Here is a 22,161-nt window from a genome sequence, read left to right on the forward strand (position 1 = left end):
GCGCGCGGGCGGCGCCGATCCACCTATTACGGCGAATACGGCGTCCTTTCGCAGTTTGGTTGACCTTGCCCGCTGGCGGTGAAGCCGCTAGCCTCGGGCACCAAATACAGACATCTGTCCAGAAATTTGTCGAGGGGGGCCGCCATGACCGATAGTTGTGTTCTCGTTACGGGGGCATTCGGCCTGGTCGGCTCGGCGGTGGTGGCCGAGCTCGCCAGCCAGGGTTGCCGGGTTGTCGCGACGGATCTCGACGTTCCCGCGAATCGCAAACGCGCCGACGCCTTCACCGCCCGCCCCGGGGTGGACGTACGGTGGGCCGACCTGACCTCGGCGACGGACGTGGACGCCCTGCTCGCCGACGTAACACCCACGGCCGTCATTCATTTGGCCGCCATCATTCCGCCTTTCTGCTATGCGCGCCCCGGGCTGGCACACGCGGTCAATGTGGACGCCACCGCGAGCCTGGTCCGGGCGGCCTCGGCGATGCCGACCCCGCCGCGTTTCGTGCAAGCGTCCAGCGTCGCGGTCTACGGCGCCCGCAATCCGCACCGCACCGATGAGTTGTTGACGACGTCGACGCCGACGCAACCCAGCGACCTCTACGGCGCCCACAAGGTCCTGGCGGAGGAGTGCGTGACCAATTCGGAGCTGGACTGGGTGATACTCCGGCTCGGCGGGGTGCTCCTGGCCGAACCGCAGTGGGCACTGGACCGCGACCTGATCTTCTTCGAAGCGGTACTGCCCTCCGACGGACGCATCCAAACCGTCGACGTGCGCGACGTCGCCCGCGCGTTTCGCGCGGCCACCGAAACCGAGCACGTCCGCGAAATATTTCTCGTCGGCGGCGACGACACCCACCGCGTCACGCAGGCCAACGTGACCACCGAGGCCGTCGCGGCAATGGGCTTGCGGGGCGGGTTGCCGGCGGGACGGCCGGGCAACCCCGACGACGACCGGGCCTGGTTCGCCACCGACTGGATGGACACCGAGCACGCTCAGAATGTGCTTGGCTACCAACGCCATTCGCTGCCCGCCATGTACGCCGAGATCCGCGCCAGGGTCGGGTGGCGCCGCTGGCTGCTGCGGCCGCTCGCGCCCCTGCTGCGCTGGTATCTCAGACGGCGCTCGCCGTATCGCGGATTCCCCGGTCACCACGCGGACCCGTGGGGAGCGATCGCGAAACGCTGGGGCGACCCCCGTCCGGCGACCCATGTCGACGCGGAGACACCGGCCGTGCGGCGGTAGGCACCCACGCGCTTAAGGTGGCGCCTGTGAGCAGGGAGGACCGCCACCGCTGGGATCAGCGGTACACCAGCCGGGGCCCGGCCGACGCCGGCGACCCCGACCCACCCGGCGTGTTCGCCGGCTATGCGGAGGCATTCCCGACCGCGGGCCGGGCCCTCGATGTGGCATGCGGCCAGGGGCTCGGCGCGGTCTGGCTGGCCCGCCGAGGCTTGACCGTCTGGGGGCTGGACGTCTCTCCGGTGGCCATCACCCAGGCGCGGCATCTGGCCGAGCGACGCGGCGTCGCCGATCGCTGCCGGTTCGATGTCGTCGATCTCGACGACGGTCTGCCGGACGGGCCGCCCGTCGACGTCGTCCTCTGCCACAAATTCCGCGACCGCCGCCTGGACGGGGCAATCATCGGGCGGCTTGCGCCCGGCGGCTTGCTCGCGATCGCGGCACTCAGCGAAGTAGGGGCCGAGCCAGGGCCATTCCGTGCCACGCCCGGCGAGCTGCCCGCGGCATTCGCCGCACTCAACGTGGTGGCCGCCGGCGAAGGGGAGGGCTGCGCCTGGTTGCTGGCCCGCGCTTGACGACTCAGGCCTCCAGCCTGGCCCGCACCACGGCCATTCGCTCTTCGAGCTCCGCCTCGCCGATGACGCCACGCGCCACCAGCGAGTGCGCCAGCGCAACCAGCCGGTTCTCGGGGTAGGGCAGATTCGAGTAAACGGTTGCCGACAACGCGTCCTCTTCGTCACGCCGATCGACGAAGCTGAGTATTTCTGGGCCGCAAGCACTTTGGTCGAGCGCATCGCACATGCCGTCGAGGCTCGTCTTCCACGGCGGCACGGGGTTATCGACGCCATGCTTGGCCGCCATGCGGCTCCAGACCTGGTTGCGTTCAACAATTTTGGACAACGGTGCGATCGAATTGCTCATCTGTCGCTAGTCCACGGGATGGATGGCCGGGCGCGTTTGGGTGATCACGTTGGAGGTCACCCCCGCTTTGGGCAAAGCGACACCGATCAGGCAATCGCGGGTGACGATTTCGGCGAGCTGGTCTTCGGTCCAGCCCTCGGTTCCTTCAGGACGGACGGGCATCACCATGAAACGGTGCTTCTGGTTGGAATCCTCCACGCGAATCTCGACCTCTTCCGGGAGGTACAGCCCGAACTCCGCCAGCACTTGCCGCGGCCAGCGCACGATGCGGCGGCGGAAGTTGGGTGTGCGGTACCACTCGGGTGAATTGCCAAGAATGGGGCGCGGATAGCAGGAGCACAACGTGCACACGATGACGTGGTGCAGGGTGGGCGTGTCTTCGAGCACGTGAAAGGCCGTGAAGTCACTCGGTGTTCCGAAACCCGTCGGTTGCAGCCAGTCGACACCGACTTCCCTACTGGCCGCAAGCGGGTCGGAGAGGGCCAGCTTCTTGAAGCCAGGATCGAGCCATGCCCGGGCCACGAGGTGAGCGGCGGGCGTCGGGCCGATCTGCTCGGCGAATTCGGTGAAGCGGCGATGGTCCTCAGCGGTGAAAATCCCCTTCTCGATACATAATTCGCGAAGGGCGATCTCGAGTACTTCGAAGTCGGTGATCTCATCCACCATCGGTGCGGCGGTACGGTCGTGGTCGTGGTCGTGGTCGTGTGCGGTCACGCTGAGGTCCTTTCGCCGGCCGCTTCGAGCCACCGCTCGGGGATTTCCGTCTGCACCGTGTCAGTGTCCGGCCCGGTATAGCCGTGCCACAGCTCGGCGAGGTTGAACCGAACGATGTAGAACCATTCGGGCTTCTGGTCGGGCCCGTCCCAGGTTTCATCCTCGGCAGCGGGGCTTTCGTACGAGACGACGGCGATCTCGCCCTTGGCGCCACGCACATACTCCTGGGTGCGGGTATAGAACAGGATGGGCAGGTCCCGAACGACGACCTGGTCGCCGACCCGGAACTTCGGTTCGCCCGCTTGTCCGGCGTACACCTGGGGGTCGCCCTTGCCGACCGCGTGCGTGTGGTGACGGTTGCGGTCGACGGTGGACGGATCGCCTTCGAACTTCGGCTTGGCCTCGAGGGGCTTGCCCCGCAGGCCACCTTGATACCGGCCCTTCACCTCGGCCATCCGTTCGGCCAACTCGGTCAGGCCGATGTGATGCTTCTCGACAAGGATGCGCGCCACGGCCAGCAGCCAGCGCCCGTAGTAGGGCAGTCCGAGGTAGATCGTGCGACCGAGGTCGACGTTGCCCATCCGGCGGCGTTCCTCCGACAGCCAGATTCCGCGCCAGCCGAGAACCTCACACATGACATAGGTGTTTTCTTCCCATGCCTCGTATTGCTTGTTCTCCCACGGGATCGGGGCATCCGGTTCGCCGCCGACGTCGTGCGGGGTCTTGGTATACGCGTCGAACCGCTCGTGGTCGATCAGATCGGGCGTCGGCGCGTCGGGAAGTTCTGGGTAGGAGGATTTGAGCCGGGCAACCAGGTCGAGACGGGCTACCCGGTCCGACGGAGTCGTCATGGCCTACAGCTCACTCCTAGCGCCGAGATCGCGCAACCACTAAGCGAATCCCGTGTCCGGTAATGTCACGAAGATGGAGCGGCGCGAGCTCGAAGCGGTCATTTACGAACGCGAACCGCCGATTGCCCGGATCATTCTGAATCGGCCCGAAAAGGCCAACACCAAAGATGCGGTTCTGGTCACCGAAGTCGACGGCTGCCTGAAGGAGGCCGACCGCGACAAGGAGATCAAGGTCGTCATTCTCAAGGCCAACGGCAAGGGCTTCTGCGGCGGCCACGTGGCCCGCTGGGGTCCGGACGAGAACCCGTACCCGGATTTCGGGAATACGTTCGAGGATCTCTATAAGGGCACCGCGGACCTGTTCCTGTGGCCGACGCTGTATTTGTGGGAATTCCCCAAACCGACGATCTCGCAGATCCACGGTTATTGCATGGGCGGCGGGATTTATCTCGGGCTGCTGACGGATTTCTGCGTGGCGTCCGAGGACGCGTATTTCCAGATGCCGCTGGCCCAAAGCCTCGGGGAACCCGGCGGCCACACCATGATCGAGCCGTGGTTGATGATGAACTGGCACCGGACCATGGACTGGTTGTTGCTGGCGCCGACGCTGTCCGCGCAGCAAGCCCTGGATTGGGGCCTGCTCAACAGGGTGGTGCCACGCGAAGATCTCGAGGACACCGTCGAGGAGATGGCGCGCAAGATCGCGCAAATCCCGTTGACCACGCTGATGGCGGTGAAGAGCAACGTCAAGCGGGCCTGGGAGCTGATGGGCATGCGGGTACATCTGCAGGTCAGCCACATCCTGACCAACATGGTCGGTGCGGCGTCCGATGTTCAGGCGCGGCGGGCCGAGCTCATGCAGTCGGGCATGAAGCCGCGCGAATTTATCGGCCGCGACGAGACGGACTCGGGGGACTAGCCCCGCGAACGTGACGCTGCAGTCACGTTCGAGGCCGAGCGTGACGCTGCAGTCACGTTGGAGCCGGGCGCGGGGAGTTAGCGGCTCATCTCGCCGGCGATCTTGCGGCCCGCGGCATGGCGCGCCGCGACGTAACCGAACACCATCGTGTTGGCGATGCTCGCGCCGGCGCCCGGATACGTCCGGCCCATCACCGTCGCGGTGGTATTGCCGGTGGCGTACAGACCCTCGATCACCCGGTCCTGCTCGTCGAGGACCTGCGCGTATTCGTTGGTAATCACACCGCCACACGTCCCGACGTCCGCCGGGAGCACCCTGGTGGCGTAGTACGGCGCGCGGTCGAGCGGGCCGACCGCAGCGTTCGGGCGGTAGCCGGGATCGCCCAGGCAGTCGTTGTAGGCCGACTGCCCGCGGCCGAAGTCGGGGTCCAGGCCCTTGGCGGCGAACCGGTTGAACCGCGCGACGGTGCGCGCCAGTTCGTCTGCGGGAAGGTCGATTTCACGGGCGAGGTCGCCGATGGTGTCGGCCCGCTTCACCGCGCCGCCCTCGATCAGCTCGGGCGGCAGCTGCCGGTTGCGTTTGAGGGGATTGCTGCTGGTGACGTATCGGCGAACGTAACCCTCGTCGAAGATCATCCAGCACGGCACCGCCTTGTTGGCATACATCGCTTTGCCGACCTCGACGTAGGAGTTGGACTCGTTGCAGAACCGCCTGCCCGTCGAGTCGACGTAGATGGCCCCGGGTCGCTGCCTTCCCGACCCGAGTGACGCGGCCGCGGCGCCACCGTTGGCGATGAAAACCGAAGGCAGCCACCATGCTTCGTCCAGCAGATCGGTTTTGGCGCCCAGGCGCATCGCCGTCTGCAACACCTCGCCGGTGTCCCCGGCGTTGGCGATCGACCACTGCGCCTCGTTCGGCTGGTCCCCGCTGTATTTGCGCCGCATCTCCTTGTTGTGGCCAAAGCCGCCGGCGGCCAGCAGCACACCCTTGCGCGCCTCGATGTTCAGCGTTTCGCCGTCGTGGCGGACGCGGGCGCCGACGACCCGGCCGTCTTCGACGATGAGGTCCTCCATCGGGGCATCGGTCCACAACGGAGGCTCGCCCCCAGGATCCCCGCCGAGATCGATCAGCGCCTTCAACATCTGGGCAATCAGCGAGGCGCCGTTGGTCAGGATCTGGCGCCGGCGGATCCGCGCGGATGCGGTGCGCAGGAACACCTTTGTCGCCACCGCGAACGCGCGCGGCGAACGGTTGAAATACTGAACCGAGCGCAGCTCGTTGGTCAGCACCACGTACCCGTAGTTCTTCGCCAGCGGCGGCTGCACCTTGTCGTGCCAGCTCCCGAGCTCGGCGGCGTCGAAGGGAACGCCTTCGACCGCGCGTCCGGACTCGTTGCCGCCCTTATGGTTTGGGTAGTAGTCGCTCCAGCCGGCGCATCGGATCAGCCGGACCCCTTTGCGAACAAGGAAATTGATCATCTCGAAGCCGGCGGTGAGAAAGACTTCACGACGTGCGGGCGAGGACGCGGCGCCGATGTCGCCGACCACGTCGGCCAGATAAGCCAAACCGGCCTCGTGTGAATCGGCGATTCCGTCGGCCCGCATCAACGGGTTGTTCGGCATCCACACGATGCCGCCCGAGAGTCCGGTGGAACCGCCCACGAGGGCCTGCTTCTCGACGATCAGCGGCTCCAGCCCAGAGTCGAGCGCGGCCAGCCCGGCGACCATGCCACCGCCGCCGCTTCCGGCGATGAGCAGGTCGACGGAGCGGTCCCAACGGGTCGTCATCGTGCCTCCGCGGCGGTGCTCGAGCCAAAGCCGAGGTCGGCGACCGGAACGTCAATGGTGGTGTTGGTCTTCTGAATCGCGGGCACCAGCGATTCGTACGGCAGGCCGGCGAGGAAGCCGTCGACGACGCGTTCGAAATTGGAGATCAGTCCCTCGATCCGATTCGACAGCCGCATGTATTCGAATCCCTTGGAGTGCAGCCCTTTTTGCTGACGCGGCAGGTTCGAGAAGTCCTGGGCGGGGATCGGTGGCCAGCGCGGATCGTCGGGCGCCATCGGCTCGGGTGGTGTCGGCTTGCCCGCGGACCAGTCCGCGGGCAAACGCGTCAACGACCAGATTTCGAACAACGTTTCCTCGGGGCCCAGCGGGCGGATCCGGTACGACGAGGCGCTGCTGTAGGTGGGCAGGATGAAGTGGTGCGGGAAGCAGAAGCCGATCGCGTCGGTGATCCCGCGGCGGATCAGATCGTTGAGGTCCGGCATGTCGCTGCCGCGGGCCCGGTGCCAGCCGACCACGGCGTCGTTGAGGGCGCTACGCCAGGCGGTCATCGCCTCGGCCGGATCGGACGGAAGCGCGATGGTCTGCAGCCCCTCGGCGATGCGGATGTCGTTCTCGTGGGTCATGCCGCCCATGCCGTCGCCGAGGGTGCGCATGAAGTACAGGCTGCTGGCGACGACGGGATGCACCGCCTCGGACGGGCTGCCCGTCTGCGCCGAGGGGAGCAGCTGCGGGTGCGTCTGCGGGACGTGGTAGCCCTCCATGAACGCCGCCGTCGCGAGCTTCCAGTTCACCGGTAGTCGACACGATTGCCACCACTCGACGCGCAGCGATTCCACCTTCCAGGCGTCATAGATCGAGGCGAACGGCTCCATGCAGTCCCGCAACGGGGGCGCGCCGTCGTCGAGGTTGATCCATGCGCAGCCACCCCAAAGCTCGCACCGGACGGAGACGAGTTGCAGGTCGTGCGGGCGCAGGTTCTCCTCGGCGAACTCCTCCGGTCGCAACACGAACGTGTTGCGGCCGTCGATGCCCCAGCACCAGCCGTGGAACGGGCAGACGAAGGTACGCCGATTTCCGTTGCCCTCCACCAGCTTTACCCCGCGGTGACGGCACGCATTGTGGTACGCGCGGACGTTCTGGGCGTCGACTCGCACCACGATGATCGACTCGTCGAGGATCTCGTACTCCACGAAGTCGCCGGGCTTGGGGATTTCCTCGAGCCGGCAGGCCATCTGCCACACGCGCGGCCAGAACATCTCCTTCTCCAGCGCGTAGAACTCCGGATCGTAGTAGCGCTGCTTGGGAATCCGGTCGACCGTCTCCACCGCCCACGGCACCGGCAGCGGCGTCCAGTGCACATCGGTGCTCACCATTTTCGTTCCCTCGTTCATAGGATGCGCGACGCCCTGCCCTGCCAATAGCGTTCGCGGATACGCCTTTTGTAGAGCTTTCCGTTCGGGTCCCGGGGCAGTTCGGGCTCGAATTCGACGGTGCGCGGGCACTTGTAGCCGGCCAGGTGTGCCCGGCAGTATTCGATGAGCTCCGCCTCGAGATCGGGCCCGGGCGTGACGCCTTCGGCCGGTTGTACGACGGCCTTGACCTCTTCGCCGAACTCGTCGTTGGGCACGCCGAAAACCGCCGCATCGACCAGTTTCGGATGCATCACCAGGACGTTCTCGGCCTCCTGCGGGTAGATGTTCACCCCTCCGGAGACGATCATGAACGTCGATCGGTCGGTCAGGTACATGTACCCGTCCTCGTCGACGTAGCCCATGTCGCCCAGCGACCGCCAGCCGCGGTCGTTGGACACCGACGCGGTCTTCGCTGGGTCCTTGAAGTACTCGAAATCGGGCCCACCTTCGAAGTAAAGCTCTCCAGGCTGCCCCGTGGGAAGCTCCCGTCCGTCCTCGTCGAGGACGTGCACCGGCGCCATCGGTATGCCCACCGAACCGGGATGGGCCAGCCACTCCTCGGGACCGATCGTGGTACCCGCGAATCCCTCAGTGCCCCCGTAGTATTCGTGGATGATGGGCCCGAACCACTTCATCATCTGATGCTTGACGTCGACCGGGCAAGGGGCGGCCGCGTGGATGACACACCGCAGGCTGGAGACGTTGTATTTGTCGCGGACGGCCCTGGGCAGCTTGAGCATCCGGACGAACATCGTCGGCACGAACTGCGCGTGGGTGACGCCGTGCGTCTCGATCAGTCGCAAAACGGTCTCGGCGTCGAATTTCGCCATGACGATCGCCGCGGCGCCCACCCGATGGACCGCCATGGTGTAGTTCACCCCGGCGGCGTGGTAGAGCGGCGCGGGGGAGAGGTACACGCTCGATCGGTCCATCCCGTACTTGTGGGTGAGCGCCAGCTCCAGCACGGACTGGGCCCACGAGCCGTTGCCGTCGCCCGGAAGCGGACGGCGAACGGCCTTGGGACGTCCCGTGGTGCCCGACGAGTAGAGCATCTCCGAGCCGTCCGCCGTCGGCGGCGGATCACCGGCCGCGGCCAGCGCGTCCTCATAGGCCCGCCAGCCCGGCGGCGCGGCACCCCCGACGACCAGGTGGACCTCGACCGCCGCGTTGACGTCGCGAACGTGAGCCGCGAGTTCGCCCATCGAGGCATCGACAAAGACCGCCTTGGCGTCGGAGTCGTCGATGACATAGCAGACTTCTTCGGCAGTGAAGTGCGTGTTGACCGGCGTGTAGTAGAGCCCGGAAAGCTGGCAGCCCCAGGTGATTTCGAAGAACTCGGGCCGGTTCGGCAGCACCAGGGCGACCCCGTCGCCACGGCGCAGCCCGGCGCCGTGCAGCATCGCGGCGACCCGGAGGCTGCGGGCGTGCAACTCGCCGAACGAGATCGTGGGGCCGCCGGCCATGATCAAGGCCGGCGCCTCGGTGGCAGCGATCGCGTGATCGGCGATGTTCACCAGCGAACCTCGAACGGTTACGTGGTCGCGGCGCCGTCGGTCGACGCGGCCGCCGCGGCCTGGCGCCGGGCCTGCTCGGACGGCAGCACCTTGTCCTTGAACACCTGCTGTATCAGCTCCTGCACGTCCCTGCTGATCGAGGCCAACGCGACGAGGTCGTTGGAGCTTTGCCAGTGCACCCGCATTCCCATCAGCTCCCAGGCCCGCTTGAGGTTGGCCTTGGTCGCCAGCAACGTCGTCAGCGGTGCCTGGGCGATGTGGCGGGCGATGGCGTCGGCGCGCGCTTCCAGTTGGTCGTTCGGCACCACCTCGTTGACCAGGCCGACCTCCAGCGCCTTCTTGGCGTCGATGACCTCGGCGAGGTACAGGTAATAGGCCGCCCGGCGCCAGTTCATGAAGACCCACGGCTCGATCGAGCATTCGCCCGACGGCATGCCGAAGCCCTGCAGCGGCGGGTAGGAGAAGTAGGCGTCCTCGGCGGCGATGACGATGTCGGTGGTCAGCCCGTAGTGGGTGCCGCCGCCGACGCAGTAGCCGTGAACCGCCGCGATGGTCGGCTTGGAGAACTCCCACAGGTTCAGGATGGGCTTGACGAACAGGTCGGTCTGCGGCTTCCACGGTGTGCCCATATGTTTGGCGCCCTCGACGAACTCCGGGTAGTCGACCGCGTTGTTGCCGATGGCGTGCCCCGAGCAGAAGCCCTTGCCGTTGGCCTTGAGGATCAGCACCTTGATGTCGTAGTCGCGGTCCGCGTCCAGCAGTGCCGCGTCGACCTCTTCGGCCAGCTTCTGGTCCTGGGCGTTGGCCTTCTCGGGCCAGTTCAGCGTGACCCGTGCGATGGGGCCTTCCTTTTCGTAGATGATTCTCTCGCGAGTCTCGTTGAGGTCCATGTGTCTGCGTACCTTTCGCTTTGCCGATTACGAAGTAATGACGCCGATTTCGGCGCCGATGTCGTAGGTGGTGCCGAGCTGGCCCGTCCACTGCACGGTGCCCGACGCCCCGGCTTCGATTTCCTGCTCCACCTTTTCGGTGGCGATCACGTAGATCGGGGTGCCCTCTTCGACATGCTCACCGGCATCGACCAGGAAGTCGGTCAGCTCGGCTTCCGAGACGGCCACCGATACTCGTGGGATGCGAATGACGAAGTCAGCCACGGGCTTCCGCCCTGTCCAGGGTTCGCTGCGCGGCCGCTACGATCCGGGCCGGCGACGGGTACATCTGCGCCTCGAGCGCGGCCGCGGCCGGGTTGGGGACAAACCTGGCGCCGACCCGCTCGACGGGGGCGGCCAGCTCACCGAACAACTCCGATTGCAGAATCGCGGCGATTTCCGCTCCGGGCCCGGCGAATTGCACCGCGTCGTGGACGATTACGGCTCGGTGGGTGCGGCGCGCGGAATCGACGATCGTCTCGACGTCGAGGGGGACGAGGGTGCGCAGGTCGACGACCTCCGCGCTCACGCCCTGCTCGGCCAGCGTGTCCGCGGCCGCGAGCGCGTCGTGCACCGGGCGTCCGTAGGCGATCAGCGTCACGTCGGTGCCGGGGCGCTTGATGTCGGCCTGGCCGAGCGGAATCGAGAATTCCGGGTCGAGCGGAACCGGGCCCTTCTTCCCCTGTAGCCGGATCGTCTCGACGAACAGGCAGGGGTCCTCGTCGAAGATCGCCGATGTGAGAAGGCCTTTCCCGTCGCGGGGTGTGGAGGGCACGATCACCTTCATCCCGGGGATGTGCATGAACCACGCCTCCAGGCTCTGCGAGTGCGTGGCGCCGGTGGCCAGTCCCGCGTAGACCTGGGTGCGGACGGTGATCGGCGCCGTCGTGCGCCCGCCGGTCATGAATCGCAGTTTGGCGGCGTTGTTGATCAGCTGGTCGGCCGCGATGCCGATGAAGTCCATGATCATGATCTCGGCCACCGGCAGCAGTCCGTCGATCGCGGCGCCGATCGCCGCGCCGACGATCGCGGCTTCCGAGATCGGCGTGTCCAGGACACGGTCGTGGCCGTACTTCGTCGACAGCCCGGCGGTCGGACCGGAAGCCCCCGGATCGGCAATGTCCTCGCCCAGCAAGAAGACTCGGTCATCGGTCGCCAGCGCCTCGTCCAGCGCAAGGTTCAGCGCCTCGCGCATGGTCATCTCTTTGTCGTCCATGTCCTTACACCGGGAACTTGATCGGGGTTGCGTACACGTCCTGGTCGAGTTCCTCGCTCGACGGGGATTCCGCGCCCATGACGGTTTTCAACGCCGCCTCCACGGCCGCGACGGCATGGGTGTCGATGCGGTCGAGCTCGTCTTCGGTGCAGATGCCGGCTTCGGCGAGGTGGCCGCGGAACCGCGGCACCGGGTCGGCCGCCATCGCCTCCGCCAGTTGGTCCTTGGGGATGTACGGCATCCGATCGCCGAAGTAGTGGCCGCGGAAGCGGAACGTCACGCACTCGATGAAGGTGGGCCCGGCTCCGTCGCGCGCCCGCCGCAGCGCGTCGTCAAGCGCGGACTTCACCGCAAGCGGGTCGTTGCCGTCCACCCGGATGCCGGGCATGCCGTAACCGGCGGCCCGGTCGGCGACCCGTTCGAGCTTCATGGTGTCGGCGGTCGGCGTCATCTCGGCGTACTGGTTGTTCTGGCACACGAACACCATCGGCAGGTCCCACAACGCGGCCATGTTCGCCGCCTCGTGAAACGAGCCGGTGTTGGTGGCGCCGTCACCGAAGCTGACCACCGTGACGCGGTCGATGCCCTTGCGTTTGGCGGCCATCGCCAGGCCCACGGCCACCGGCGGCCCGGCTCCGACGATCCCGGTCGAAAGCATCACGCCTTTGTCGGGTTTGGCGATGTGCATGGTGCCGCCCTTGCCGCGGCTGGCGCCGACGGTGCGTCCCATCATCTCGCCGTAGATCTCCTCGAGCGGAACCCCCTTGCCGATGAGGTCGTGCAGACCCCGGTACGTGGTCACCAGCTGGTCGTCGGCTCGCAGCGAGACGCCCATCGCTGCGGCGATCGCCTCCTGGCCGCGCGAGGGCCAGTACACGCACATGAACTCGCCGGTGCCGATTCCTTTGGACAGTCGGTCATCGGCCGCCTTCATCAGGATCATGAGCGCGTAGATGTCACGCTGTACGTCTGGGGAGTGAGCGTCGGTCATCGCGTAGTTCCGTTGCGGTGCAGTCCGATTGGTGCCACTGCCGTCACGCACCCGACCAAGGCTTGACCTTGAGGAAGCCGCCGCCGTCCACTCGCAGCTGCTGACCGGTGATGTAGCGTGCCGCGTCGGAGGCGAGGAACACCACGGCCTCGCTGATGTCCTCGGGTTCGACGTAGGGGATCGGCATCGCCTGGACCACCGGGAAAACCGGTTCGGCATCCTCGCGTGTCGGTTCTTTCAAGTCGGGTCGGAAGGCCCGGTACATCGGTGCGCTGTGCAACATGTCGGTATTGACATTCGTCGGGTGCACGGCGTTCATCCGGATCGAGAACTTCGCCAACGCCAGGGCGAAGTCGTTGACGTAATGTGCGGCAGCGAGTTTGGCGAACGCATACCCGGCCCCGCCGGGACCGCCGTCGATCCCGGTGGTGTTCATCGACGACATGAATGCCGCGTTGGACCCGATCACGACGATCGACGCGCCGGCTTGCAGATGTTTCAGGCTCGCGTGCACCAGGTTGAGCACACCGAGCAGGTCCACGTCCACCGCGTCGGCGAAGGCCTGCGGCGGCAGCCCCGCGGTGAGCGGACAGATGCCCGCGTTGGCGACCACGACGTCGAGATGCCCGAACTCCGCGACACCTTCGTCGATCGCCGTGGCCAGCGCCACCCGGTCGCGGACGTCGGCAATCGCGGTGAACGCGCGCTGGCCCTCCTTCTCGACCAGGCGCGCGGTCTCTTCCAGATCCTCGGGCCGCGCCAGCGGGTACTCGTTGGTTTCGATATCCGCGCACAGATCCACCGCAATGATGTCCGCGCCCTCCGCGGCCAGCATCCGCGCATGCGACCGCCCCTGACCGCGCGCGGCGCCACTGATCACGGCCACCTTGCCCGCTACCCTGCCCATCGCCCGTCCTTTATCCCCGCGCTTATGTCAGCGACCCACGTTGGGGCCCAAAGCCGTTCGGATCGGATCAATGGTCGGCTCCATCGCATCTCTTCCACGTAAAACTGCGCATGGCTGCAGCCGGGCTCTCAGTATCCCTTAGAGTAGCTAGAATATCTAAAATAGCAAGAAATGGTGGCGGCTGAGGGGATCGGCGATGTCAGGCGTGCTGAGTGGGGTCCGGGTCGTCGAATTGGCCTCGTGGACGTACGTGCCGTCCGCCGGTGCCGCCCTGGCGGATTGGGGCGCCGACGTGATCAAGGTGGAAGGCGTCGCGTCCGGAGATCCGGGACGGGCGCTGGTCGTCGGTGGTTTCACCCGCGAAGCGGCCCGCCCGGACGCCGACTTCATTCTCGAGTTGGGCAACCGCGGCAAGCGCAGCATCGCCATCGACGTCAAGTCCGACACCGGGCGGGATCTGTTCGGCCGGCTGTTGGCCAGTGCGGATGTCTTCCTGACCAATTGGCTGCCCGCGGCACTCGAACGGGCCCGGCTGACCGTCGAGGACATCCGCGCGTTCAACCCGAAGATCATCATCGCGCGGGGGACCGGCCTCGGGGTGCGTGGCCCGGACCGGGATCGCGGCGGTTTCGACGCGGCCACCTACCTGGCGCGGGGCGGGGTCGCCTACACATTGACGCCGTTCGGGTCCGAAACACCCGCCGTCCAGGGCCCGGGGTTCGGGGATCTGCAGGGCGGGGCGACCCTGGCCGGGGGCGTGTGCGCCGCGTTGTTCCACCGGGAGCGCACCGGTGAGCCGACGATCGTCGATTCGTCACTGCTGGCCCAGGCGATGTGGGCCATCGCACCGGCGATTTGCGCGGCCGATTTCTTCGACATCGACGGTATTCCGGGCGCGCCGCCGGGGTTGGCCATCAATCCACTCGTGAATAGGTACAAGACCAAGGACGGCAGGTGGATTCAGCTGGTCTTCTTGCAGCCCGACAAATTCTGGGCCGGATTCTGCGAGCGGATCGGTCTGCCGGAGCTGGCCACCGACGAGCGCTTCGTGCCGTCGAGCAATCTGATCGCCAATGCGGCCGCGGCGACCGAGATCGTGGCCGAGACGTTCGCCCGCCATGACCTCGCGCACTGGCAGAGGGCGCTGGCCGACGAGCCGGGGGTATGGGCCGCGCTGGCCACGCCGCGGGAGACCCTCAACGACCCGCAAGTCGAACCCAACGGATACGTGGTGACCAACGTCGACGACCACGGCGAGAAATACCGGATCGTCGCGGCGCCCGTCCAATTCAACGAAACCCCGCCGGGTCCGGCGCGTGCTCCAGAGCATGGGCAGCATACCGAGGAGATTCTGCTCGAGCTCGACGTCGACTGGGACGACATCGCCAAGGCAAAGGACCTCAGAGCCATTCTGTGAGGCCGGCGGCCACCCCTTGATTTTGATACCCCATGGGGTATAGTGGCGGTTGGCGATATACCCCCAGGGGTACTGGTGGGTAGCGCAACGAAACGGAGGATCCAGTGGTCGGCGATCAGCACAGCATCACGGCGGTGCTCAACCGCCTGCGCCGCGCTCAGGGACAACTCGCCGGGGTGATCTCGATGATCGAGCAGGGCCGCGATTGCAAGGACGTCGTCACCCAGCTCGCCGCGGTGTCGCGAGCCCTCGACCGCGCCGGGTTCAAGATCGTGGCAACCGGCTTGAAGGACTGTGTCGCGGGTACCACCGCCGACGGCGCGGCACCCATGAGCGAAGCCGAGCTGGAGAAGCTGTTCCTGGCGCTCGCCTGAGGCGCGTGTGGGCAGCTTCCGGACAGGAAAGGAAAGTCGAATGGACATCGCGATCTCAACACCGCTGCGGGCCTCTTTCGAAGATGCGGTCGGACGGACTCGTGAGGCGCTCGCGGAGCAGGGATTTGGCGTACTGACCGAAATCGACATGAAGGCCACGCTGAAAGCCAAACTCGGCGAGGACATGGAGAACTACCTGATCCTCGGCGCCTGCAACCCGCCGCTGGCGCATCGGGCAGTGGAGGCGAATCGCCAGATCGGCCTACTGCTGCCGTGCAACGTCGTCGTGCGCGCGGACCCTGATGATGCGGACACCGTGCTCGTCGAAGCGATGAACCCAGGGCTGCTGGTGGAGGTTACCGGCGAGCCGGAGCTGCGTCCCGTCGCCGAAGAGGTTACGGGCAGGCTGCAAGCGGCAATCGACTCGTTGAAACACGATCAGCCGGTCAGCTGATAGGCTCACGCGAATTATCTTCTGCGCCCGCGTGTTTGGCATCTGATCGATCTCAACACGATCACAACCGCGTATCGATGTAGGCGCCGGTCTGGCACAACCACGTCGATCCACAAATCATGGCACAGGGCACCTTTGAAGGATCGGGTCGCGAGTTGCGGGGACTCGCAAGGGATCCTGGCTCCACTGAGTGGTGGATTTCGGCAAGGCGTCAACAGGAGGTATCCGCAGCATGATGGCGAACTGGGTCCCGGCCCAGACTACGTGTGGCCCGAACTCCGGTCGCATTCTCGATACCGCGCGGGGCATTCTCATCGGACTCCGGCGGTGCCGCTCGGACGCGGCTTTCGACGAATTGCACAGCGCGGCACTGCGTCACCGGGTGCCGGTGTTTGCAATGGCCTGGGCGCTGGTCCACCTGGCCGGTGATGGCGAGAAGACGACCAGCTTCACCGATGCGCAGTCCGCGGCGCGTCGCGAGTGGGGGCCGCTGTTCACCGAGTCCGCTGCGGTGATGAGTTGAGTGGCGAAGAGGAACTTGGCACGGCCGGGGTCCCGGGGGGTACCGCGGCCGTTGCCAACTCTCATCGAGCGAGTCAAAAGCCCTCGGAGCGTGATGTTTTCCCGCTGCGGCTGCATTGGCCCACTCGATCGCGGCGCACCAGGCACTACCGTAAGAGCGCGATACGTCCCGCCGTCACAGACGATCGCGTGGTGAATTTTCTTCGGTGACGCCTGCCGGTCGGCGTCTTGACGTCGTCAACGGGTCCAGGCCGGCGCGCCGGCCGCGGTGCGCAAAGCGTCGACAATGCGTTGCTCCTTCTCGAGGAAACGCTCGGTGGGTGCCGGCACAGATATTGCGACCACAATGTCACCCATCGCCCGTCGTGCGATCGCGGCCGCGGAAATGCCGGGGGTGTGTTCCCCGCGATCGAAAGCGATTCCGGTGCCGCGGATCTCGCTGATCTCGCGGCGCAACCCTTCGGCGACTACCGGGTCAAACCGGGCGATGAGGCTCTCGGCGTCGGCGTCGTCGAGCGCGGCGAGGGCCGCCTTTCCGTTCGCGGTGACATCTAACGGGAATCGCAGGCCGACGGCCGAAACGGCCCGCAGGCGGTGTGACGATTCGATCTGGTCCACGAACCACATCCGCTGGCCACGCAGTATCGACAGGTCGACGGTCTCGCCGTCGGTGGCGCGCGATACCCGCTCTATGGTCGGACGGAAGATCGCCGCGACGCGGTCACCGGCGGCGCTGCCGAACCCCAGCACGCGATCGCCCAGCGCGAAACGGCCATGCGAATCCACACTGGCCAGACCGACTTCGACAAGGCCCACCAGTAACCGGCGGGCGGTCGACTTGGCCAGCCCGAGCCGCTCACTGAGGTCGACGAGGCGCAGGCGTCCGGGCTCCGCGGCGATCTCATCCAGCGCTGCGGCGGCGCGACGCAGGACCTGGATGCCCTCGTCGCGATTCGTCTGAGATTTCTGTTCCATGCGCGGCACCACCCCACTATAGTGTTCCGCATTACGGATCGTAAAGAACCGTATTGTGGATCAAAGGAGCTCCCGATGAGTGCGCTACCTGCAGGTCGGCATTATTTCCGCGGCGACGACGGGTATGAAACCGCTCGCCGCGGCACCGTGTGGAACCAACGTGTTCCCGAGCGCTACCCGGAAGTGATCGTCGTGGCCGCGGGCGTCGACGATGTCGTCGGGGCGCTGCGCTACGCCCGGGCCAACGGCCTCAAGGTCAGCATCCGGTCGGGCGGCCACAGCTGGGCGGCCAACCATCTCCGTGACGGCTCCTTGCTGCTCGACATGAAAGGCGTCGACCACGCGACGATCGACGCCGATAAGGCCACCGCCGTCGTCGGCCCGGGGAAGGGTGGCAGTGTGCTCATGGGCGAGCTGGAGGCTCAGAATCTGTTCTTTCCCGCCGGCCACTGTAAGGGTGTCTGTGTCGGGGGCTATCTGCTTCAGGGCGGCTACGGCTGGAACAGCCGCGTCTGGGGTTTGGCGTGTGAGAGCGTGATCGGACTCGACGTGGTCACCGCGGCCGGCGAACTGATTCACTGCGACGCGGAGAACCATCCGGATCTGTACTGGGCCGCGCGCGGGGCAGGACCCGGCTTCTTCGGAGTGGTTACCTCCTTTCATCTCAAGCTCTTCCCGCGTCCGGCCGCTTGCGGTACGAGCGTGTACGTCTACCCGATCGAGCTGGCAGACGAGATCTATACCTGGGCCCGTAACGTCAGCGCCGAGGTCGACCGACGCGTCGAAATGCAAATAGTCGCAAGCAAAAGCGTCCCGAGCATGAACCTGGACGGCCCGGCCATCACGTTCGCCTCCCCGGCGTTCGCCGATTCCGAAAAGGAAGCGGAGGAGGCGCTGGCGATCTTTGGCACCGTCCCCGTTGTCGACAAAGCGCTCGTCAAAATTCCTTACCTCCCAACCGATATGCCCACCTGGTACGACGCCGTGATGAGCAACTACCTGTCCGACCATCGCTATGCCGCGGACAACATGTGGACATCGGCCTCCGCCGAAGACCTGCTGCCCGGCATTCGCAACATCATCGACACGATCCCGGACCATCCGTCGCACTTCCTGTGGCTGAACTGGGGGCCGTCACCGCAGCGCCCGGACATGGCCTACAGCATCGAAGACGAGGTGTATCTGGCGCTCTACGGCGCCTGGAAGAACGAATCCGACGACGAGAAGTACGGCGACTGGGCACGATCCAACATGGCGGCGATGTCGCACTTGGCCACCGGAATTCAGCTCGCCGACGAAAACCTGGGTCAGCGACCGGCCCGATTCGCCAGTGACGAGGCCATGGTTCGCCTGGACAGGGTGCGCGCCGCTTATGACCCCGACGGTTTGTTCAACAGCTGGATGGGACGAGTCTGATGAACGGCGAACTCTACCTCGGCTATCGCGACGGCGACGCCCAGACGCCGTTCGGCAAGTTCTTCAAGCCCGAGATGGCAACGCTGCCATCACATGTCGTCGAGGCGTTACATCATGGTCCGCAGGCCGGGCCCGCGCTGCTGGCGTTCGAATCCGCGGCGAGTCTCGCCGACGAGGGGTACCAGCAGACGGAGAACGGCTACGGCGTGCTCGACGACGGGAGCATGCAGGTGTCCGTCCGTACCGACATGCCCGGTGTCGCGCCCGCGATGTGGGCGTGGTGGTTCGGCTGGCACGGCAGCGACACCCATCGATACAAACTCTGGCATCCGCGCGCGCACCTGTCGGCTCGATGGAAAGACGGGGACGATGCGGGCCGTACGGGCGCGCAGCGCTACGTCGGGCGTTGGTCGATGATCAGCGAGTACATCGGTTCGGCAAGGCTGAATGCCGCAATTCAATTCGTCACGCCGGCCACCCTGGGCCTGCCCGCCGATAACGACGATGCGGTGGCGATCTGCGCGCGGCTGGGCTCGGGTCACGCCCCAGTGGACGCGGGCTGGTTCGTCCATCAGGTCCGGTCGACCCAGGGCGGCGCCGAAATGCGGTCACGGTTCTGGATGGGTGGGCCGCACATCGCGGTGCGCAACGCTCCTGGCGTGGCGTCGCGGGCCGTTCGTCCCCTCGCGGCGCGGGTGCTCGGCAACTCGGAGTCGTACGCCCGCAATCTTCTGGTGCACTGCGCCCAGGAGATGAATCACCTGGCGGGTTTCCTACCCGAGCTGTTCGACTCGTTCGGCGACGATTGACCGGGCTCAGGCGAATGCCGGCGGTTATTCCGCGGGCGGCAATTCGCGCGGGCCGTCGGGCGCACGGAGTCGACGGGGTCCGCTTCGCTCCACCAACTCCCGCCCGTGGTCGCGCTGCGGGAGTGACAAACCCTCCGCGTCGCCGCCGGGCAGCGGCCGCGACGAGTGCGGCTGATGACGACGTACCTCATCATGCGCGTGGCGTTCGCGCGACGATTGAATGCCGTGTCGGGACGGCTCGTCGGCCGGCTGCCGGTCGACGGGGTCCGAACTCTCGGAGTCGACCGTGATTTTGCGAGTCCGCTTGAGCGAGAACGTGATCTCCTCGACCTCTTCGAACACCTGACGGGCGGTACGCAGCGGCTGGGTGGTGTTGTCGATCACCCGCGCAACGAACGGCGGCACCAGCGGGCGAATCCAGCGCGCCGCGGCCTTCGTCGCGTCCGGAATCGAGGGGATCAACGGTGTGGCTCGTTCGTCGTGGGCGTCGACCTCGCCGCTTGCCTCGATCTCCGCCGGCAGGCTCTCGACGTCCTCCGGGCGGTGATCCTGTGCGCCGGTGGGCAATTGGGCGAGCGCTCGGCTGGCCGCCTCCGCTTCCGCGGCGATCGGCAGGTACATGTCTTCCTCCCTTGGCTCGAATGTACGCTGCGCCGACGCGCGCCGCGGTCCCTCGAGTGCTTCCGCGACCCGGCGACGTTGCTGCTCGCGGTCGATTTCGGCCTGGGCCTCGACAGCGAGGCGGGCCTGGGTGAGTTGGTGCTCGGCCCAGAGGATTTCGGCCTCGCGGCGAACCTCGGCCCGCTTGACCGCAATCGCGGTATCCGCCTCGAGTTCGGCGCGTTCACGCTCCGCTCGCGCCGAGGCATGCCGATCCTGAGTCGTCTCGCCACGCCAGAGCCGCAGGATCATGGGCAGCAGGTAGATCAGCACAAAGAACGCGATCGTCAGCAGCCGCAGCATCAGTGCCCCGGTGCTGGCGAAAGTGAGGTCGTTCATCGCGACCCAGCGTGCGCCGAGCCCGCGACCGGCGTCCGCGACCACGTGTTGGCGCGCCTGCGTCAGCGCCTGCTCCTCGCGGGAGACTATGGCGTCCAGCTCCGGGGCCAGGCGGTCGCGAGCCGCCAAAGCGGTGTCCAGCTCATGCTGCGCATCGGCGAGAAGCTGGTTGGCGGTTCGTGTTTCGGGCCCGGCACCGGGGACTCCGGTGATTCGCGTCTGCGGGCACGCCGGCGTGGGATTGAATTCGCAGCGCGCGACCACCAAGGCCTGGTCCTGATGCAGGCGGGCCTGTTCGACCGCGTTGTCGAGCGCGGTGCGCGCATCCCGTGTCTGTCGCAGCGACGCCGACGCTTGCGCGACGGCGGGCGACGAGTCCGCGCCGCGTAGGGCCCGCTCGTCGAGGCGATGCTCGATCGATGCGGCGAACACCACCAGCGCGGCGAGTTCGCCGACGACCACGCCGACCGCCGTCGCGACCGCCGCGCGTCCGGCAATGCCTGGTCGGCCACGGTCGGGACCTGTGGCGGTGCCCCGCGTCACCGCCCCTACCAGCAGGCCGAAGACGAGGGTCAGCGGCACGATGGCAAGCACCGGCCAGCGCGCCGACTCCGAAACGGCCAAGGTCGCCACCAGCCAGGCCAGCGCGGACCCGAACAGGACGACGGCGCCGGCGACGGCATGGGTGGACCGCTCGTGACGTTCGCCGAGTTCGCGCCAGTGTCCGCCGCCAACCCAGGTGAACAGTGCCGCGATCGCCGACGTGGCCGAGCGCGACTCGGTAGCTTCGTGGGCGCTCATAAGACTGAAAAACACCTCCAAGTCCTCCAGGGTCCCAGGCCGCCGGCCGACACACCGAATCGAAGCGACCGGGTGTGGTGTTGTTCACAACGGGATCAGGGCATCCGGTGCGAAATTCCTGCGACGCGAGCAGATCAGCGGCCGTTTCGGCAGGTGACATGAGACGGTATAGGCCTATGCAGAACCACGATTATGTCACCTACGAAGAGTTCGGCCGCCGGTTCTTCGAGGTCGCCGTGACCCCCGAGCGAGTCGCGAACGCGTTTGCCGACATCGCGGGCAGTGAGTTCGCCATGGAGCCGATTGCGCAGGGCCCCGGCGGCATTGCCAAGGTCAGCGCCAACGTAAAGATCCGCGACCCGCGAGTCACGCGCCGCCTGGGTGACAGCATCACGTTCGTCATACACATTCCGCTCTCGATCGACCTCCTGCTCGACCTACGGCTGGACAAGCAGCGGTTTGTGGTCTCCGGAGACATCGCGTTGCGCGCCACGGCACGAGCCGCCGAGCCGCTGCTGCTGATCGTCGACGTCGCGAAACCGCGGCCGTCCGATATCACCGTCAACGTGTCGTCCAAATCTTTTCGCGGCGAGATATTGCGCATCCTTGCCGGCGTTGACGGTGAGATCCGGCGCTTCATCGCGCTATACGTCGCCGAAGAAATCGACAAGCCTCAGTCGCAAGCCGCACAAGTTATCGACGTCGCCCGCCAGCTGAACGAGTCCTGGCCCTAGCGTTTACCGGCCGACGAGCGATTCGCGTTCGGCTTGTCGTATCCGCCTGCGGTCCATGGCAAGCCAGTCCAGACCGGCGCCCAGGGCCAGCAGCCCTACGATTGCCGCGTCGATGCCGGCGTTGGCGTGGCCCAACGCAAAATTGACCACGCAGACCACCAACGCAAGCACCGCGGCCGCAACCGCGACGCGCCCGGTGGTGCGGCCATGGCCGAAAAGATCGCGCGAGACGTGCCTCATCAGCCCTCCTCCGCTGT

24 protein-coding genes are annotated in these 22,161 nt (G+C 66.5%); 10 read left to right on the top strand and 14 right to left on the bottom strand.

Going from position 1 to position 22,161, the window contains the following annotated elements; all coding sequences use genetic code 11:
- Positions 1-144: 144 nt before the first annotated feature.
- Together A5744_RS07995 and A5744_RS08000 are read left to right on the top strand one after the other, a co-directional pair.
- Positions 145-1,245, top strand: a complete 1,101-nt coding sequence (locus tag A5744_RS07995) for an NAD-dependent epimerase/dehydratase family protein (RefSeq protein ID WP_076059907.1) — start codon at positions 145-147, stop codon at positions 1,243-1,245.
- A gap of 26 nt (positions 1,246-1,271) precedes the next feature.
- Positions 1,272-1,817 carry a class I SAM-dependent methyltransferase gene (locus A5744_RS08000; RefSeq protein WP_076059909.1) on the top strand — a complete coding sequence of 182 codons (546 nt, stop codon included), beginning with the start codon at positions 1,272-1,274 and terminating at the stop codon, positions 1,815-1,817.
- Positions 1,818-1,821: 4 nt separating this feature from the next.
- On the opposite strand, the gene A5744_RS08005 is transcribed toward A5744_RS08000, so the two are convergent.
- The 3 genes from A5744_RS08005 to A5744_RS08015 are packed head-to-tail and all read right to left on the bottom strand — an operon-like array spanning position 1,822 to position 3,728.
- Positions 1,822-2,163, bottom strand: a complete 342-nt coding sequence (locus tag A5744_RS08005) for a thiocyanate hydrolase (protein WP_076059911.1) — start codon at positions 2,161-2,163, stop codon at positions 1,822-1,824.
- A 6-nt stretch (positions 2,164-2,169) separates the two neighbouring features.
- The gene (gene scnC / locus A5744_RS08010) at positions 2,170-2,829 is read right to left on the bottom strand and encodes a thiocyanate hydrolase subunit gamma (protein WP_076059960.1); all 660 of its coding nucleotides are present in this window, start codon (positions 2,827-2,829) and stop codon (positions 2,170-2,172) included.
- Between the two features lie 44 nt (positions 2,830-2,873).
- Positions 2,874-3,728, bottom strand: a complete 855-nt coding sequence (locus A5744_RS08015; protein ID WP_076059912.1) for an SH3-like domain-containing protein — start codon at positions 3,726-3,728, stop codon at positions 2,874-2,876.
- Positions 3,729-3,801: 73 nt separating this feature from the next.
- On the opposite strand from A5744_RS08015, the gene A5744_RS08020 reads away from it, so the two are divergent.
- The gene (locus A5744_RS08020; RefSeq protein ID WP_076059962.1) at positions 3,802-4,647 is read left to right on the top strand and encodes an enoyl-CoA hydratase-related protein; all 846 of its coding nucleotides are present in this window, start codon (positions 3,802-3,804) and stop codon (positions 4,645-4,647) included.
- Between the two features lie 77 nt (positions 4,648-4,724).
- Here A5744_RS08020 and A5744_RS08025 read toward each other — a convergent pair whose 3' ends face one another.
- The 8 genes from A5744_RS08025 to A5744_RS08060 are packed head-to-tail and all read right to left on the bottom strand — an operon-like array spanning position 4,725 to position 13,403.
- Positions 4,725-6,434, bottom strand: a complete 1,710-nt coding sequence (locus tag A5744_RS08025) for an FAD-binding protein (RefSeq protein ID WP_076059914.1) — start codon at positions 6,432-6,434, stop codon at positions 4,725-4,727.
- The gene (locus A5744_RS08030) at positions 6,431-7,807 is read right to left on the bottom strand and encodes an aromatic ring-hydroxylating dioxygenase subunit alpha (protein ID WP_139331282.1); all 1,377 of its coding nucleotides are present in this window, start codon (positions 7,805-7,807) and stop codon (positions 6,431-6,433) included. The genes A5744_RS08025 and A5744_RS08030 overlap by 4 nt, the downstream gene beginning before the upstream one ends.
- Positions 7,808-7,821: 14 nt before the next feature.
- Positions 7,822-9,360: an acyl-CoA synthetase gene (locus tag A5744_RS08035; RefSeq protein ID WP_076059918.1), complete on the bottom strand. Its 1,539-nt coding sequence runs from the start codon at positions 9,358-9,360 to the stop codon at positions 7,822-7,824.
- Positions 9,361-9,377: 17 nt separating this feature from the next.
- Positions 9,378-10,250, bottom strand: coding sequence for an enoyl-CoA hydratase-related protein (locus A5744_RS08040; RefSeq protein WP_076059919.1), 873 nt, complete (start codon positions 10,248-10,250; stop codon positions 9,378-9,380).
- A 27-nt stretch (positions 10,251-10,277) separates the two neighbouring features.
- A complete protein-coding gene (locus tag A5744_RS08045) occupies positions 10,278-10,514 on the bottom strand; it encodes a biotin/lipoyl-containing protein (RefSeq protein ID WP_076059921.1) in 237 nt (78 codons plus the stop codon).
- On the bottom strand, positions 10,507-11,505 hold the full coding sequence (locus A5744_RS08050) for a pyruvate dehydrogenase complex E1 component subunit beta (protein ID WP_076059923.1): 999 nt from the start codon (positions 11,503-11,505) through the stop codon (positions 10,507-10,509). The genes A5744_RS08045 and A5744_RS08050 overlap by 8 nt, the downstream gene beginning before the upstream one ends.
- A gap of 4 nt (positions 11,506-11,509) precedes the next feature.
- Positions 11,510-12,496, bottom strand: coding sequence for a thiamine pyrophosphate-dependent dehydrogenase E1 component subunit alpha (locus A5744_RS08055; protein ID WP_076059924.1), 987 nt, complete (start codon positions 12,494-12,496; stop codon positions 11,510-11,512).
- Positions 12,497-12,539: 43 nt separating this feature from the next.
- Positions 12,540-13,403: a mycofactocin-coupled SDR family oxidoreductase gene (locus A5744_RS08060; protein ID WP_076059926.1), complete on the bottom strand. Its 864-nt coding sequence runs from the start codon at positions 13,401-13,403 to the stop codon at positions 12,540-12,542.
- A gap of 196 nt (positions 13,404-13,599) precedes the next feature.
- Here A5744_RS08060 and A5744_RS08065 point away from each other — a divergent pair, with 196 nt between their 5' ends.
- The 4 genes from A5744_RS08065 (at position 13,600) to A5744_RS08080 (ending at position 16,171) form a co-directional block, all read left to right on the top strand.
- Positions 13,600-14,820, top strand: a complete 1,221-nt coding sequence (locus A5744_RS08065) for a CaiB/BaiF CoA-transferase family protein (RefSeq protein WP_076059928.1) — start codon at positions 13,600-13,602, stop codon at positions 14,818-14,820.
- A 104-nt stretch (positions 14,821-14,924) separates the two neighbouring features.
- Positions 14,925-15,194 (top strand): metal-sensitive transcriptional regulator, encoded by a 270-nt coding sequence (locus A5744_RS08070; protein WP_076059929.1) that lies wholly within the window; start codon positions 14,925-14,927, stop codon positions 15,192-15,194.
- A gap of 40 nt (positions 15,195-15,234) precedes the next feature.
- The gene (locus A5744_RS08075; protein ID WP_076059931.1) at positions 15,235-15,648 is read left to right on the top strand and encodes a DUF302 domain-containing protein; all 414 of its coding nucleotides are present in this window, start codon (positions 15,235-15,237) and stop codon (positions 15,646-15,648) included.
- Between the two features lie 232 nt (positions 15,649-15,880).
- Positions 15,881-16,171, top strand: coding sequence for an ANTAR domain-containing protein (locus A5744_RS08080; RefSeq protein ID WP_076059932.1), 291 nt, complete (start codon positions 15,881-15,883; stop codon positions 16,169-16,171).
- A gap of 236 nt (positions 16,172-16,407) precedes the next feature.
- On the opposite strand, the gene A5744_RS08085 is transcribed toward A5744_RS08080, so the two are convergent.
- Complete coding sequence (locus tag A5744_RS08085) at positions 16,408-17,154, bottom strand: IclR family transcriptional regulator (RefSeq protein WP_076059964.1); 747 nt, start codon at positions 17,152-17,154, stop codon at positions 16,408-16,410.
- 66 nt (positions 17,155-17,220) lie between these two features.
- Between A5744_RS08085 and A5744_RS08090 the strand changes: the two genes are divergently transcribed.
- A complete protein-coding gene (locus tag A5744_RS08090; protein WP_076059934.1) occupies positions 17,221-18,561 on the top strand; it encodes an FAD-binding oxidoreductase in 1,341 nt (446 codons plus the stop codon).
- Positions 18,561-19,370 carry a hypothetical protein gene (locus A5744_RS08095; RefSeq protein WP_076059936.1) on the top strand — a complete coding sequence of 270 codons (810 nt, stop codon included), beginning with the start codon at positions 18,561-18,563 and terminating at the stop codon, positions 19,368-19,370. Before A5744_RS08090 ends, A5744_RS08095 begins: the two co-directional genes overlap by 1 nt.
- 24 nt (positions 19,371-19,394) lie before the next feature.
- On the opposite strand, the gene A5744_RS08100 is transcribed toward A5744_RS08095, so the two are convergent.
- Positions 19,395-21,170: a DUF4407 domain-containing protein gene (locus A5744_RS08100; protein WP_076059937.1), complete on the bottom strand. Its 1,776-nt coding sequence runs from the start codon at positions 21,168-21,170 to the stop codon at positions 19,395-19,397.
- Positions 21,171-21,346: 176 nt separating this feature from the next.
- Here A5744_RS08100 and A5744_RS08105 point away from each other — a divergent pair, with 176 nt between their 5' ends.
- The gene (locus A5744_RS08105) at positions 21,347-21,904 is read left to right on the top strand and encodes a hypothetical protein (protein ID WP_076059939.1); all 558 of its coding nucleotides are present in this window, start codon (positions 21,347-21,349) and stop codon (positions 21,902-21,904) included.
- Between the two features lie 3 nt (positions 21,905-21,907).
- Here A5744_RS08105 and A5744_RS08110 read toward each other — a convergent pair whose 3' ends face one another.
- Positions 21,908-22,144, bottom strand: a complete 237-nt coding sequence (locus tag A5744_RS08110; protein ID WP_076059940.1) for a hypothetical protein — start codon at positions 22,142-22,144, stop codon at positions 21,908-21,910.
- Between the last annotated feature and the right edge of the window lie 17 nt (positions 22,145-22,161).

This window comes from Mycobacterium sp. IS-1264, from assembly GCF_001954195.1.
In the GTDB taxonomy this organism is placed as follows: domain Bacteria; phylum Actinomycetota; class Actinomycetes; order Mycobacteriales; family Mycobacteriaceae; genus Mycobacterium.

Coding starts and splice junctions, on each gene's coding strand:
- A5744_RS07995 (WP_076059907.1), top strand. CDS start 145: ATGACCGATAGTTGTGTTCTCGTTACGGGGGCATTCGGCCTGGTCGGC.
- A5744_RS08005 (WP_076059911.1), bottom strand. CDS start 2,163: ATGAGCAATTCGATCGCACCGTTGTCCAAAATTGTTGAACGCAACCAG.
- scnC (WP_076059960.1), bottom strand. CDS start 2,829: ATGGTGGATGAGATCACCGACTTCGAAGTACTCGAGATCGCCCTTCGC.
- A5744_RS08015 (WP_076059912.1), bottom strand. CDS start 3,728: ATGACGACTCCGTCGGACCGGGTAGCCCGTCTCGACCTGGTTGCCCGG.
- A5744_RS08020 (WP_076059962.1), top strand. CDS start 3,802: ATGGAGCGGCGCGAGCTCGAAGCGGTCATTTACGAACGCGAACCGCCG.
- A5744_RS08025 (WP_076059914.1), bottom strand. CDS start 6,434: ATGACGACCCGTTGGGACCGCTCCGTCGACCTGCTCATCGCCGGAAGC.
- A5744_RS08030 (WP_139331282.1), bottom strand. CDS start 7,807: ATGGTGAGCACCGATGTGCACTGGACGCCGCTGCCGGTGCCGTGGGCG.
- A5744_RS08040 (WP_076059919.1), bottom strand. CDS start 10,250: ATGGACCTCAACGAGACTCGCGAGAGAATCATCTACGAAAAGGAAGGC.
- A5744_RS08050 (WP_076059923.1), bottom strand. CDS start 11,505: ATGGACGACAAAGAGATGACCATGCGCGAGGCGCTGAACCTTGCGCTG.
- A5744_RS08055 (WP_076059924.1), bottom strand. CDS start 12,496: ATGACCGACGCTCACTCCCCAGACGTACAGCGTGACATCTACGCGCTC.
- A5744_RS08060 (WP_076059926.1), bottom strand. CDS start 13,403: ATGGGCAGGGTAGCGGGCAAGGTGGCCGTGATCAGTGGCGCCGCGCGC.
- A5744_RS08065 (WP_076059928.1), top strand. CDS start 13,600: ATGTCAGGCGTGCTGAGTGGGGTCCGGGTCGTCGAATTGGCCTCGTGG.
- A5744_RS08075 (WP_076059931.1), top strand. CDS start 15,235: ATGGACATCGCGATCTCAACACCGCTGCGGGCCTCTTTCGAAGATGCG.
- A5744_RS08080 (WP_076059932.1), top strand. CDS start 15,881: ATGATGGCGAACTGGGTCCCGGCCCAGACTACGTGTGGCCCGAACTCC.
- A5744_RS08090 (WP_076059934.1), top strand. CDS start 17,221: ATGAGTGCGCTACCTGCAGGTCGGCATTATTTCCGCGGCGACGACGGG.
- A5744_RS08095 (WP_076059936.1), top strand. CDS start 18,561: ATGAACGGCGAACTCTACCTCGGCTATCGCGACGGCGACGCCCAGACG.
- A5744_RS08100 (WP_076059937.1), bottom strand. CDS start 21,170: ATGAGCGCCCACGAAGCTACCGAGTCGCGCTCGGCCACGTCGGCGATC.
- A5744_RS08105 (WP_076059939.1), top strand. CDS start 21,347: ATGCAGAACCACGATTATGTCACCTACGAAGAGTTCGGCCGCCGGTTC.
- A5744_RS08110 (WP_076059940.1), bottom strand. CDS start 22,144: ATGAGGCACGTCTCGCGCGATCTTTTCGGCCATGGCCGCACCACCGGG.